This is a genomic window from Mucilaginibacter sp. P5_A6 (genome assembly GCF_056400585.1).
In genome coordinates, this window is the sequence record NZ_JBFUKZ010000004.1 from 103,772 (window position 1) to 116,668 (window position 12,897).

Sequence of the window (12,897 nt, forward strand, 5' to 3'; positions counted from 1 at the left end):
GTAATGATTTTGTCAATTAAACGACTGCCTGAATTCCAACGGCGAAAGATTGATTTTGCTTTTGAATAATTTACTGAACGACTGCGGATGTTCGAACCCTAATTGATAGGAAATTTCACTTACCGATAAATTGGTAGTGGATAGTTTTTCTTTTGCAATTGCTATTAATTTATCGTGGATGTGCTGCTGGGTGCTTTGGCCCGTCAGCACTTTTAATAAACCACTTAAATAATTGGGCGATACGTTTAACGCTTCAGCAACGTAGCCAACGGTAGGTAATCCTTTTGGGGCTAATGCATCGCTGCTGAAGTATGCTGTAAGGATGTCTTCTAAACGATTAAGGATCTTATGATTGGCAATTTTCCGGGTAATGAACTGGCGCTGATAAAATCTTTCGGAATAAGTGAGCAATAATTCAAGCTGGGCAATAATGATATCCTGGCTGAATTTATCAATGTTTGAATGATATTCCTGCTGAATATTTTGCATAATACCTCCAATTATTGTTTCTTCTTTCTCTGAAAGAAACAGGGCCTCATTTACCGAATAACCAAAATATTCATATTGTTTTATGGTTTTGGCTAAAGGCGTATTCCATAAAAAATCGGGATGGATGAGCAACATCCATCCCGACTGTTTTAATGTTGTATCCGGCTCAACCTCAATTCTGAAAACCTGGCCGGGCGACATAAAGAACATGATACCATCATCAAAATCATATTCCTGCTGCCCGTATTTCATCCTTGCATTAAAATTTCTTTTCAACGCAATCGAATAAAAATCCTTTACTAAACTTATTTCATTGGCAGGCACCTGCACAACTGTTTCTAAATTTATCACACTTATTAACGGATGCTCCGGCTTAGGTAAGCCCCTAAACTTGTGAAATTCGTTTATCGTTTTAAACCGCCGGGGTTGCATGTTTGCCATACTTCAATGTACTTATTTTTATTTAAAGGCGGCGGCAAATTCTTTTGCAAAATCTGTCAGCTTTACTTTACCCATAACTGCGGGTTTATTGCGGTAATAATCTTCGTCTAATGCACCGTTGTGAAGGCTTGCGTACATTTCAACCAAACCGGCAGCTATGCGTGGCTGCATCCCTGCCGCTTCTAAACCACTTTGCATTTCGTCGCTGCTAGTGAGTATCCATTTCAAATCGGGCTTCCCGATAGCAGCACCTAAAATACCTGCGGTTTGGTTGCCGGTAAGTTCCTCACTTGCTACATACCGCACTTTTTTTCCGGCAAGCGGTGTTTCCAGTTCTTCGGCAACCGCGGCTGCAATATCTATAGGCGACACCCATACTACCTTGTCGTCGGCTCCATAGTTTGCTGCAATAAAACCCTGCTTTTTTATCATAGCTATATAAGCATATAAATTGTAATAGAAAGCCGTGGGGCGCATAAAAGTGATGGCAATACCTGGCAGATTACTCAGCATAACCTCTACATCATGATGAGCGAGAATGATGCCCGAGTCCTTATCTAAATGGGCGCCAATGCTGCTGAGGTGAACCACGCGCTTTACACCCGAAGCCCCGATGGCCGCTGCATAGTTATTTCCGATTATGTGACAATAGGCCGTCAGATCGAGGTTATGATCGAAGTAGTTGGCTGGCGGCACCATGGTGTACACGGCATCCGCTCCGGTAAAAGTAGCTGTCAAAAAATCAACATCTTCCAACGCGCCGATGGCAGCGCTGGCGCCCAGCGCCTCAATATCTTTTTGCTTTTCGGGATTGCTGCTGATAACGGTAACCGCATGTCCTTTTTGCACTAACGCGGCTGTGAGTGGCTTGCTGATGTGTCCCAACGAACCTGTTACTATAATTTTCATCTCTTTGTTTTTTTGTTGGTTCAAAGTTCGGCAGCAGCAAATAAGCATATGTAGCCAAATCTACTATTGTTGTAGCCGAATACATTACAGACATTGTTTTCATCTGCAGTCGACGCCTGGAGAAGAAGAGATAAAAGAGTGCAAACACAAATCATAAGCCGAAACATTACACGTAGCGAGACTGTTACAGTTTAGTTAACAAGCGGTTGCTGTGAATCATTACATTTGAATAAAACCTTTAACTATGAGCCAGATCAACAAAGAAGACATCAGCCAGGAAGTGTTTGACCTGTATGATGACTACGCACACAACCGGCTTAACCGGCGTGTATTTTTAGAAAAGCTATCTATTTATGCAGTTGGTGGGTTAACTGTACCCGCGCTAATGAGTTTCCTGATGCCAGATTATAAAGGGAACGTGCAAATTAAGCCGGACGATCCCCGCTTAAAATCAGAATACATCAATTATTCCTCACCAAAAGGCGGCGGAACTATCAAAGGATTGCTATCAAAACCTATAAATGCTAACAAGAAACTTGGGGGCATCATTGTGGTTCATGAAAACCGGGGTTTAAACCCTTACATTGAAGATGTGGCCAGAAGAGCCGCACTGGCAGGATTTATTTCGCTTGCTCCTGATGCCTTAACGCCCCTTGGCGGTTACCCGGGTAATGATGATGAGGGACGTACCCTGCAAAGTAAAAGAGACAAAGGCGAAATGGAGGAAGATTTTATAGCTGCATACAATTACCTTAAAAATCATAAAGACTGTAACGGTAAGGTAGGTGTTGTAGGATTTTGCTTTGGCGGCGGCATAGCTAATATGATGGCCGTTCGCATACCGGAACTGGCGGCAGCTGTACCTTTTTACGGTAGTCAGCCTGCTATTGCAGACGTGCCTAAAATTAAAGCTCCCCTAATGCTGCATTATGCATCGTTGGATACCAGGATTACGGCGGGCTGGCCTCCCTACGAAGTTGCTTTAAAAGAGAACGGTAAACGCTACCAGGCTTTTATTTACGAAAACGTAAATCATGGGTTCCATAACGATACAACACCCCGTTATGACAAGGCCGCTGCAGAACTTGCCTGGAAACGCACTATTGATTTTTTCAGCGAACATTTAAAATAGTATAATCAAAATAACAGAGGCTCATCTCTTTCGGGACAGCCTGTGTTATTTTGAGTTTTATGCCATATTTCGTCTCCGATACAAACTTCCTGACTGAAAACAGTCACTGCTTTGTATTACAGGGAATTTAGGTTTGACAGTGTAAAATGTAGCTTAGCTAATACTGTTATAAATTAGGGTTGGCATCCTGTTCAGATTGAGGTATCGGGAATAATAAGTGATTATCATCCACGGTGACACCAACAACGGCCATAGCAGCCTTTAGGCGTCCTAAACGTAAAAGGTCCCAGCGGCGTTGTCCTTCTCCGCAAAGTTCACGTGCCCGTTCTGCCAATAAAGCATTTATAAAAGCATCCGGAGTAGGTGTGTTGGTAATGTTCAACTGGTCTGTTGGCAATGATAAACCTGCCCGTGCCCTCACTATATTTATTCCATTAAATTTATTAGGATCAGCCGGGTTGATATTATTCATGGCCTCTGATTGCAACAGGTAAACCTCAGCCAAACGTAATACAAACCAATCGCTTCTTGAATTATTATCCTGCTTCCACTGGCTATCCCTGAATTTATAAATAAAGGGAGTTACGGTTTGGGTTACACCCTTATTATCAACAGCCTGGTTAGATATGCTATAGGTTTTGCGCACATCCCGGTTACCGTCGGGAAAGCCATTATTGAAAAAGTTATTCTGAGCAAAAAATGAACCGTACCCACCTAATACAGTTGGATAAAACATACGTAATATAATATTACCAACGTTGGGCGCTGTGCCAAAGCGTACGGCAAAAACTATCTCTTTGTTATATTTATTATCCGAGCTGAATATACTGGCATAATTGCTAAGCAAACTGTATGAGCCGCCGTCATCAATTACTTTATTACATTCTGTTAGCGCGTCCTGGCTATCGGTAGCCTTTGCCGCAGCTGATTTGGCGCGTGTTAACAATACCTTTGCCAACAGCGCAGAAGCTGCGCCCGAAGATACCCTTCCCTTATTGCCGGCCACGATACTTTTCTCGGCATAACAATTGGCTTCCGCATATTGAAGATCAGATACAATCTGATCATAAAGAGCTGCAACGGAAGCTTTCTTGGGATACAGATCGGGGGAAGAAGCCGTAAGAGGTTCGGTAATAAGCGGCACCGGTCCAAAAGCGTTAAGCAGGTTAAAATAGCCTAAACCACGCAAAAAGCGGGCATTACCCACAATATTTGCCCTTTCAACCGGGTCCATCGAAATCGGCGGGACGTATTTAATAACGTCGTTGGCATTCTTGATCATTTTGTAATCATTGATATACCAATTGGCAATTTCGCCGTTTACAGCGGCAAAAGTATGGTTGGTTAGCGAGTTCCTATCGGTTGAAGAGCCGGGTGCAGCATACATCAAATCCGAAGCATTGTCAGAAACGGTGTAAACCGTACGCTGATAAAAGGTTTGAGGTTGCATAGTACTAAAAACTCCGTTTAAAGCCGCAACCGCATCGCCCTGGTTTTTATAAAAATTTGTGGGCGTTAAAAAGCTATATGGCTGTTCGGTAAGAAATTTCTTACACGAGGTAAGGCTGAACGTAACAATCGCCACAGCCATTAAAATTCTTATCTTCATATAAATGATATTAAGTATGTTTTTGTTTAAAATCCTAATTTTACCCCCAATAAAAAGGTCCTTGGCGGTGGATATGAATTAACATCGGCCCCAAGGTTTAAGTTCTGACTGCCGGGATTCAGGTTCTGTGTACCTGCATTCAGGTTTTGGGCGCCATAACTGTTTATTTCGGGGTTATAACCGGTGTATTTGGTGAAAGTATGCACGTTTTGTACCGTAAAATATACCGTTGAGGTTTTAAACACCCGTGATTTGGGCGAAACCGGCACATTGTATCCCAGCGATATGGTTTGTATCCTTAAATAACTTCCATCTTCCAGGTAATTATCTACCACACCGGCGTTGCGTATGGATGTGCTGAGAACTCTCGGAACAGTATTGGTGCTTCCGGGGCCGTTCCAGGCATTGGCCTCATAAGTGTACACGTTTGCTGTAGTTCCGCCGCTGTGAGCGTACTTGGTAAGGTTGAGCACTTTATTACCCTGTACCCCCTGGGCAAAGATGGAAAGATCAAAGTTTTTGTAAGATAGCGTATTGTTTATGCTAAAAATAAACTTTGGAGCTGCCTGCCCGATAATTTCCCGGTCGCTGCCGTTAATTATCTTGTTGCCGTCAACATCGCGAATGATAGCATCGCCGGGTACCACGCCTGTTATACCTGCTGCGGCAATTTGCTCCGGGGTTTGGTAAATGCCATCAAAATGATAGCCATAGAAAGACCCTATTGGCTGGCCAACCCGTAAAATGGAGGGTGCAAGGCCATTGGTTACAATGTATGGGCCGGTGCTGCCTACCAGTATGTTGTTGGTGCCGTTCATATCCAATACCTTGTTGCGGTTTGCGGCATAGGTAATGGTGGTAGACCAGTTAAAACCTGCCGATTCAATATTTCTTGTAGTTAAAGAAAACTCGATGCCGTGGTTTTCAACCTTGCCTGCATTAAGCAGGATACTTGAAAAACCCGACGATTGAGGTATCGAAAAATTGAGCAGCAGATCGCTGGTGGTTTTGTGATAATAATCGGCAGTAAGGCTGATGCGGTTATTAAAGAATCCTATATCGGCGCCCACGTCAAACGAAGCTGTCGACTCCCAGCTTAATTTAGAATTGGCAATATTATTTGGCGATACGCCAACCACACGTGTTGCAGACGTGCCTAAAGAGTAGCTGTTAATTGCATATTGAGATAGTGATTGGTACGAGCCTATTTCCTGGTTACCGGTAACCCCATAGCTGGCCCTGATCTTCAGGTCCGAGATCTGTTTTATGTTTTTAATGAATTTTTCTTCCGATGCCCTCCAGGCAAATGCTCCTGATGGGAAATAGCCCCATTTTTTGGTTGCTCCGAAGCGGGAAGACCCATCAGAGCGCATGGTAAAAGTAAACAGGTACTTTTCCATCAGCCGGTAATTAATCCGGCCAAAATAGGAGGCGATGGTATTCCTATACTTGTTGGATTGGGGCGTTAAAACATTGGCGCCTAAAGCCAGGTTATCGGTGCCTAAAATATCTGTAAAAAAGCCCTGTGCACTGCTGCTGAATGCCTTGGTTTTAAACTCCTGTAACGAAACACCGGCTACCGCATCAATCGCATGTATCTTGTTGAATTGCTTAGTAAAGGATAATGTATTTTCATTTAACCAGCTGTAGCTTGTATTATTGGATGAATAAGCCGTTCCGTTGGTTTGCTGCCCTATGTAAATAGTGGTAGGCAGGTACGAATTTTCATTGGCAGTATTATAATCAACCCCAAAGCTGCTTTTAAATTTAAAGCCGGGAATAAATTCATACTCGCCAAAGGTGTTAATGAGTCCGCGCGCATTGGCAATACGGTCTGTTGCCAGTTCAACAGCGGCAACCGGGTTTCCGTAAGTGCCAACATACGCAGCCGGCGCATTTGCAAATGTATATGTTCCGCTTGCATCGCGCATGGATACAATAGGGCTCATACTCAGGGCGCCGCCGGCAGCGCCATATCCTACCCCTGTTATACTTGGATCCACCGCCTGTACATTGTATGATATTTGCGAAGAAAAGCCCATCTTAATCTTCTTACCTATATTCCTGTCCAGGTTTAAACGGATCAGTTCGCGCCTGAAGCCGGTGGCTTTCATAATACCCTCCTGGTCAAAATGGTTTAAGCTAAGGTAGTATCGCGCCTCGCTGGTTCCGCCGTTAAAGCTAAGCTGATAGTTTTGTATGGGTGCGGTGCGGTACAGCGCATCCTGCCAGTCGGTGCCCTTGCCAAAGCCGGCAATCTGTTCGTCAGTATAAGGTAAAGCTTTGGCGGTGGCTGGGTTAGCCGCGTTGTATTCGGTATAATATTGGTTCAGGTATTTGCCAAACTGCGTGGCATCCATAAGGGGAACTTTGTGGGCTATTTGCTGTACACCTGCGTACGATTCAAAATTTATAGCGTGCTGCCCGGCTTTTCCCTTTTTTGTGGTAATAAGTATAACCCCGTTGGCGCCGCGGCTACCATAAATAGCCGTTGCCGAAGCATCTTTTAAAACCTCGATAGATTGTATGTCGTTAGGGTTGATAGAGCTCAGGTTTCCAACACCTGCAAAGCCATCAACAACATATAAAGGCTCGTTGCCAGAGTTTATTGAATTGGTACCCCGTATGCGGATAGATGTAGCGCTGCCTGGCTGCCCGTCTGATTGGGTAAGCTGTAAGCCGCTAACACGTCCCTGTAACATCTGATCGGCGCCCAGTACCGGTGTTTTATCCAGATCTTTCCCGCTTATTGAAGCAACTGATCCTGTAAGGTCACTTTTACGCTGGGTTCCGTATCCAACCACAATTACTTCGCTCAATTTCTGGCTGGCTTCGTCCACCTTTAAAACTACATTGATTTGCGTTTTTGTGCCAACTTCTACAGTTTGCGACAGATACCCTATATACGAAAACACCAGGGAAGCTCCCTCGGGCACCGATACATTGTATTCGCCATTTCCATTGGTCACCGTGCCGCCATTTGTACCAAGCACTTTTACATTTACCCCCGGTAAAGGGAGGCCTTTATCGTCAAGTACCCGACCCTTTACATCTATGTTTTTAATAACAGACCCCTTCAGGGCTATAATCACCAACCCGTTATCGGTTGTCTGGTAATCAAGACCGGTATTTTCAAGTATCCGGTTTAAAACATCAAGCAAGGGTGCGTTGTTTACATCAAGTGTAATTTGCTTGTCTTGCGGCAACAATTGTTCGCTATACAAAAAACGGGTTTTCCCCTTTTGCTCAAGCGTATAGATGGCCTTTTTCAGAGACGCATCTTTAAGGTTAAGACTAACCTTAACATTTTGCGAATAACTGTTTGCCGATACATTCAAACAAAACAGAAAGGTGAGAACAAAAGTCCAGTTAAGCATCAATAAAAATTTTCGGTAATGGGGCACAGAAAATACTTTACCATGAAGTATTTCTTTTTTCATAATTTTACGGTGTTAGTAATTAAACAATCGGTTAGTTATCAGCAACATCCTATTGCTGATTTAATGGATCGATAATACAGCGGGGAATATTCGAGCATTTCCCGCTTTTTTATTACAATCCTCTTCTCTCTTTTAGTTAATGGTCACTACGTCATTGGCGGTTATCTTAAATTTAAATGGCCTTATAATTTGCATTTCTGTTAATGCCTGGGTTAGTGTTTCGTTTTCCAGTATGCCGGTAAATCTGTAGCCGGCCGCGGTTTTATTATTGATTTTAAAAGTTACGTTATACCATTTCTCCAACCTGGGTATCAGCTCTTCAAATGATTCATCTTTAAAAACCAGTTTGTTTTGCAGCCACGCGGTTTCTTCAATATAATCCTTGTTTGATATTTCAACCGGTTCAATATTTTCTATAACCAGCTGGTTATGAATGGGAGGAGCTGCGCTTTTATCAATATGCTCATTTAACACGCTTTCGTTTAACGCGAGTTTTTCTTTGGCACGCAGCAATATCTTCCGTTGCGGATCGCTGTTAAGCGATAATTCTATCAATCCCCTGATGAGTGTTGTCTCGGTAACAGGATCGCCGGGATAGGCTTTAATATTAAAAGCGGTACCTAAAACTTTGACGGCTATTTTTTGAGTATGTATTATAAACGGATGCTTTTTATCTTTAGCTACATCAAAAAAGGCCTCGCCGTATAGCCTTACCTCCCGGCGGTCTTTATATAGCATGGCATCATCATATTGAAGCCTGCTATTGGTATTGAGCCAAACACTTGTGCCATCCGGAAGCACTATCTTTTTGCGCATGCGCTTACCGCATACAATTTCGGTATCGGATGTGGAAGAAATGTTGTTGCTTTTTTTATTGTGATATAAGAGGTAAAAAGCGAAACTGCTTATCGTTATCAACGAGGCGGCTATCAGCCAGCGCGTAATAAGCTTCCTTTTAAAAGTGGTGGCCGGGCTTTTCTGTTTATAATCAGCAAACTCATGCCCGTATTTTTGCTCGTGCAGGGCAAAGGCTTCATCTATATCAATTTCTCCCGGAAGTTCATTTTTAAAAGTAACCTGGTTTAATACCTCTTCGTAATACAAGGCCTCGGGGAATAATGCCAGCAGCTCATCCAGTTCCCGGAGTTCCTGGCCGGTAGCCTCACCAGCCAGTTTCCTGGTTAATAACTGTATGATCCTTTTCTGCTCCATCAATAACGAAATGTTTGGTGATTAAGCCGAAGGACAACTAAAACAGAAAATCTCCCTAAAAGAAATTAATATTTTTTTACCGGACTAAGGTTAAATTCTTTTTTAATAGAGACAGACAAGCGCCTGGTTGCAATAACAAGCTGAGCATCAACTGTTTTAACGGATATATCAAGAATTTCAGAAACTTCTTTGTAACTCAGGCCATCTTCTTTTACCAGCCTGAAAATTATTTTACACTTAGTGGGTAATTCGTCGATGGCGCTATTGAGGCTTCTCCTCAATTCATCATTAATCAGTATCCACTCGGGGGTAGTATTATCAATCCGTAAATTGACAGAAATATCATCCAAAGAAATTATCCTGCCGCCGGAGTTCTTCTTTAGCACATTTAAGCAAAGATTTTTTGCAATAACAAAAGCATATACTTTAATATTATTGACGGACGTAATAGCATCCCGCTTTCGCCACAAAGTGATCATTACATCAGATGCTACTTCTTCGGCCAGCTCGGGCGATTTTAACAGGCTGTAGGAAAAACGTTTTATTGATGGGAAAAGCAATCCAAATAACTTTTTGTAGGCAATATAACTGTCGTGCACAGCTATTTCTTTTACAATATCCGTTAATTCAGATAAATTGTGCGACATTCCTGATTGCTTAAAATTAATATAGGTTTATTGCGATACAAGATCAGTACCTGCAGATACAAACTAAAATAAAATAATTGTATTAAACTAATGGCATTTGTAGACGAACCTTACCCGTACTGCCGTAAATCAACGTGCTATATAGATGTAAATCAATGTATAAGTTGCAAAAAACGCTTCTGATTACCCTAACTGGCCGGTTAATGGAACAGGAAGATTCAAAAAAGCACCTTATTTTTTTTTCTTTTAAGAAAAGATTATGGTAATTACACTGAATGATTAGCCAATTTCGCTTAATCAAATATTTGGCTGGTGTTTTCATTGCAGTACTTCCGGTTGGCTTGGGTATATGCAGCCTATCGGTAATATTTGAATTATCGATCCAAGCGGAAGATAGTTACAAAGACTGGAGCCAAACGAAGACCGTCATTGGTGGTAAAATCCGGGGACTCTGAAGTGGGAATGACGTTGCTAAGATGGCTGTCATGCTGAGTAACCTTTATTTATTTACAAATAATCGCATTGAAAATGACTTTTTTAAATACTGATAATCAGCAAGTTACAGACTTATCATTGGCAGTCTGTCGAAGCATAGCGGGCAAAGGCCTCTCCGCACGAGTCTTCGACAGGCTCAGACTGACAGGCCTTTACACCTCGAAAGTCGAATACGCCAGGGGTAGGAACGAAGCAATCACGCGTGGTTGCTGGCCTCAATTGCCAGACGTGCGCAATCAGCTAAGCGGATAGGGCTTGGTTGTAATTTTCTTCCAAATAGAAAATCCACCATAAATGAACATCAATCCAATAAAAAGGTACACCCAAATTGAAATATTGCGACCAGCGATCACCAGGTAAAGATAGGGCATGCTAAAACTAAGTGAAGCGAAGAGTAAGGGAATAAGAATGGCCTTTTTTGCTTTTAAATTCTTTAGTACCCAGCCAAGAAATGTAAAAAAACCTACTTTGCTGACCAGGTATAAGCTACCGAGAACTAAAGGATCAACCTCGTGCTTTTCTCCCAAACCTATCACCCAGGCTTTAAATACCGCAATATACTCCATCATATAATGCAAGATAGGCATAACAATCTTACTTCCACCAAAAGAATGCGACAAAGTGCTGCCAGGAAGGATACAGAGGCTATCACCAACACCGCTTTTCGACCTGTGGTCTTCCAACGGTGATTGGCCTATTGTTGACCACACCAAACAGTGGCGGCAGGGCAACGCCTACAAGGCGAAAACTATTTTTTTTTCAAAGGATAAAGTTGTTGACATAAGGTTGTCATCACTCATAGATAATATTGCATCAAGTGACAGTAAGATTATTAGCGGCAACCTTAAAAATGAACACGATGGAATATAAAGACGGAGCAATTGCTTTTTTTGCCAAAACAAGAAAAGACTGGAGAAAATGGCTGGAGAAAAATCATCAATCAGAAAAGGCCGTCTGGCTCATTATTTACAACAAATCGAGCGGGACTCCCAGCGTATATCACAACGAAGCGGTGGAAGAAGCGCTGTGTTTTGGATGGATCGACAGCGTTAAATACAACAGGGACGGTGAAAGCAACTACCAGTTTTTTACGCCGCGAAAGCCTAAAAGCAATTGGAGCAAGGTAAACAGAGAACGGGTAGAAAAGATGACAGCCCAGGGTTTAATGACCGAAAACGGTCAAAAATTAATTGATTTAGCAAAAGAAACAGGCACCTGGTTAGCATTACTGGATGTTCAAAATTTAGTAATTCCTGGTGATTTACAAATACTGTTTGATAAAAATGAAAAGGCCTTTAAAAACTTCACAAACTTCTCTCCATCTTCCAAACGGATAATTCTCGAATGGCTTTTAAATGCTAAAACGCCGGTAACCAGAACCAGGAGACTGGAAGAAACTGTAAAGCTGGCAGACGATAACATAAAAGCCAATCATAATTGGAAAAGTAAAAAGATAGCTACCAACGGCATGCCCTGAGTAAGAACGGCTATGAGAGCTGGCATCGCCTTTGTTGATTTGTCTCTAAATAAAAACATGAAAAAGACAGTCGTAATTACAGGGCTGCAAGGTATATGCGCGGATACATAATGAAACTTTTTACCCGGATTAAGGTTTTGATATTATGAATTTAGATAATAAGGATATACTACAAAAAGCAAACGCTGCCGTTACTGAAGGCGACAACGAAGGGTTTCTATCACTATGTACCGAAGATATAAGATGGGACTTTGTAGGTGATAAGACTTTAACAGGAAAGGAAGCCATTAGAGCGTATATGAAAGCCACATACGTGGAACCACCGAAGTTTGATGTTGAAAATTTAATCGCAGAAGGTGATTTTGTTTCAGCAATTGGCAAGATCAGTATGAAGGATGCAGCAGGAAAAGTAATTGACTATTCCTACAGCGATGTCTGGCGTTTTCGCGATGGCAAAATGGCCGGATTGCAAGCATTCGTTATCGAAATAAAGCCCCAATAAAATGCCTTAGCCTTGTTTATAGATTAACTTCGCTTTTTTCCTGCCACTCGAAATTTCCTACTCGGTTGGCGATTAGCCAGCGCTTGTTCTCACGCACATAATGGTCGTGGTAAATAGCACTTATACTGGTCTTCATTTTTTTACCGTGCTCGGTGCCGATTAATGTAATCAAACAATAACACGTTCCGGTAGCACTATTGCCGTCTATATTCACCACCTGCTGACCGTTAAAATGGTGGACTATTTCAACATCTTTAAGAAAACTACCAAACGCTTCCGCCATTTCTTTCCGGCCTTTCAATTTTAAAATAGCTGTATCCCCGGCAAAAGTTTCCGACACTGCATTTTCAGAAAACTGCTGCACCTGAGCTTTAAAATCTTTTCTATCGCCAAGAATAGAAACGTTATCAACAAGCTCTCTGAGCGAAATCCTGTCTTTTAATTCTTTAATATTCATAATTGGTGGTTTTTTTTAAAGAAGCCGTCTCCAATTGAGGCAGCCTCCTGGTATATAAATGACTATGAACTTTAAAATGCTTGTTGC

Annotated in this window: 11 protein-coding genes; 3 read left to right on the plus strand and 8 right to left on the minus strand. The window is 42.2% G+C overall.

Features of this window, described 5'->3' with window-relative positions; translation table 11 throughout:
• Positions 1–12 precede the first annotated feature (12 nt).
• Positions 13–930: a helix-turn-helix domain-containing protein gene (locus AC1DO4_RS06065; RefSeq protein WP_477413868.1), complete on the minus strand. Its 918-nt coding sequence runs from the start codon at positions 928–930 to the stop codon at positions 13–15.
• 18 nt (positions 931–948) lie between these two features.
• Positions 949–1,839: an NmrA family NAD(P)-binding protein gene (locus tag AC1DO4_RS06070; protein WP_477413870.1), complete on the minus strand. Its 891-nt coding sequence runs from the start codon at positions 1,837–1,839 to the stop codon at positions 949–951.
• Positions 1,840–2,083: 244 nt separating this feature from the next.
• On the opposite strand from AC1DO4_RS06070, the gene AC1DO4_RS06075 reads away from it, so the two are divergent.
• On the plus strand, positions 2,084–2,971 hold the full coding sequence (locus AC1DO4_RS06075; RefSeq protein ID WP_477413872.1) for a dienelactone hydrolase family protein: 888 nt from the start codon (positions 2,084–2,086) through the stop codon (positions 2,969–2,971).
• 166 nt (positions 2,972–3,137) lie between these two features.
• Here AC1DO4_RS06075 and AC1DO4_RS06080 read toward each other — a convergent pair whose 3' ends face one another.
• From AC1DO4_RS06080 to AC1DO4_RS06100, 5 genes are all read right to left on the minus strand, one after another.
• Positions 3,138–4,580 carry a RagB/SusD family nutrient uptake outer membrane protein gene (locus tag AC1DO4_RS06080; RefSeq protein WP_477413874.1) on the minus strand — a complete coding sequence of 481 codons (1,443 nt, stop codon included), beginning with the start codon at positions 4,578–4,580 and terminating at the stop codon, positions 3,138–3,140.
• Between the two features lie 26 nt (positions 4,581–4,606).
• Positions 4,607–8,020 (minus strand): TonB-dependent receptor, encoded by a 3,414-nt coding sequence (locus AC1DO4_RS06085; protein ID WP_477413876.1) that lies wholly within the window; start codon positions 8,018–8,020, stop codon positions 4,607–4,609.
• Positions 8,021–8,152: 132 nt separating this feature from the next.
• Positions 8,153–9,232 carry a FecR family protein gene (locus AC1DO4_RS06090; RefSeq protein WP_477413878.1) on the minus strand — a complete coding sequence of 360 codons (1,080 nt, stop codon included), beginning with the start codon at positions 9,230–9,232 and terminating at the stop codon, positions 8,153–8,155.
• A gap of 65 nt (positions 9,233–9,297) precedes the next feature.
• Positions 9,298–9,879: an RNA polymerase sigma factor gene (locus AC1DO4_RS06095; protein ID WP_477413880.1), complete on the minus strand. Its 582-nt coding sequence runs from the start codon at positions 9,877–9,879 to the stop codon at positions 9,298–9,300.
• A 731-nt stretch (positions 9,880–10,610) separates the two neighbouring features.
• Positions 10,611–10,943 (minus strand): hypothetical protein, encoded by a 333-nt coding sequence (locus tag AC1DO4_RS06100; RefSeq protein WP_477401554.1) that lies wholly within the window; start codon positions 10,941–10,943, stop codon positions 10,611–10,613.
• Positions 10,944–11,233: 290 nt separating this feature from the next.
• On the opposite strand from AC1DO4_RS06100, the gene AC1DO4_RS06105 reads away from it, so the two are divergent.
• Both AC1DO4_RS06105 and AC1DO4_RS06110 read left to right on the plus strand, forming a co-directional pair.
• Complete coding sequence (locus AC1DO4_RS06105) at positions 11,234–11,851, plus strand: YdeI/OmpD-associated family protein (RefSeq protein WP_477413882.1); 618 nt, start codon at positions 11,234–11,236, stop codon at positions 11,849–11,851.
• Between the two features lie 145 nt (positions 11,852–11,996).
• On the plus strand, positions 11,997–12,353 hold the full coding sequence (locus AC1DO4_RS06110) for a nuclear transport factor 2 family protein (RefSeq protein WP_477413884.1): 357 nt from the start codon (positions 11,997–11,999) through the stop codon (positions 12,351–12,353).
• A 16-nt stretch (positions 12,354–12,369) separates the two neighbouring features.
• Here the strand turns inward: AC1DO4_RS06110 and AC1DO4_RS06115 are convergent, their stop codons facing one another.
• Complete coding sequence (locus AC1DO4_RS06115; protein WP_477413886.1) at positions 12,370–12,810, minus strand: nuclear transport factor 2 family protein; 441 nt, start codon at positions 12,808–12,810, stop codon at positions 12,370–12,372.
• Positions 12,811–12,897: the final 87 nt, after the last annotated feature.

Bases quoted from the DNA above. Each gene is read 5' to 3' on its own strand.
- AC1DO4_RS06065 (WP_477413868.1), bottom strand. From the start codon at position 930: ATGGCAAACATGCAACCCCGGCGGTTTAAAACGATAAACGAATTTCAC.
- AC1DO4_RS06070 (WP_477413870.1), bottom strand. From the start codon at position 1,839: ATGAAAATTATAGTAACAGGTTCGTTGGGACACATCAGCAAGCCACTC.
- AC1DO4_RS06075 (WP_477413872.1), top strand. From the start codon at position 2,084: ATGAGCCAGATCAACAAAGAAGACATCAGCCAGGAAGTGTTTGACCTG.
- AC1DO4_RS06080 (WP_477413874.1), bottom strand. From the start codon at position 4,580: ATGAAGATAAGAATTTTAATGGCTGTGGCGATTGTTACGTTCAGCCTT.
- AC1DO4_RS06085 (WP_477413876.1), bottom strand. From the start codon at position 8,020: ATGAAAAAAGAAATACTTCATGGTAAAGTATTTTCTGTGCCCCATTAC.
- AC1DO4_RS06090 (WP_477413878.1), bottom strand. From the start codon at position 9,232: ATGGAGCAGAAAAGGATCATACAGTTATTAACCAGGAAACTGGCTGGT.
- AC1DO4_RS06095 (WP_477413880.1), bottom strand. From the start codon at position 9,879: ATGTCGCACAATTTATCTGAATTAACGGATATTGTAAAAGAAATAGCT.
- AC1DO4_RS06100 (WP_477401554.1), bottom strand. From the start codon at position 10,943: ATGATGGAGTATATTGCGGTATTTAAAGCCTGGGTGATAGGTTTGGGA.
- AC1DO4_RS06105 (WP_477413882.1), top strand. From the start codon at position 11,234: ATGGAATATAAAGACGGAGCAATTGCTTTTTTTGCCAAAACAAGAAAA.
- AC1DO4_RS06110 (WP_477413884.1), top strand. From the start codon at position 11,997: ATGAATTTAGATAATAAGGATATACTACAAAAAGCAAACGCTGCCGTT.
- AC1DO4_RS06115 (WP_477413886.1), bottom strand. From the start codon at position 12,810: ATGAATATTAAAGAATTAAAAGACAGGATTTCGCTCAGAGAGCTTGTT.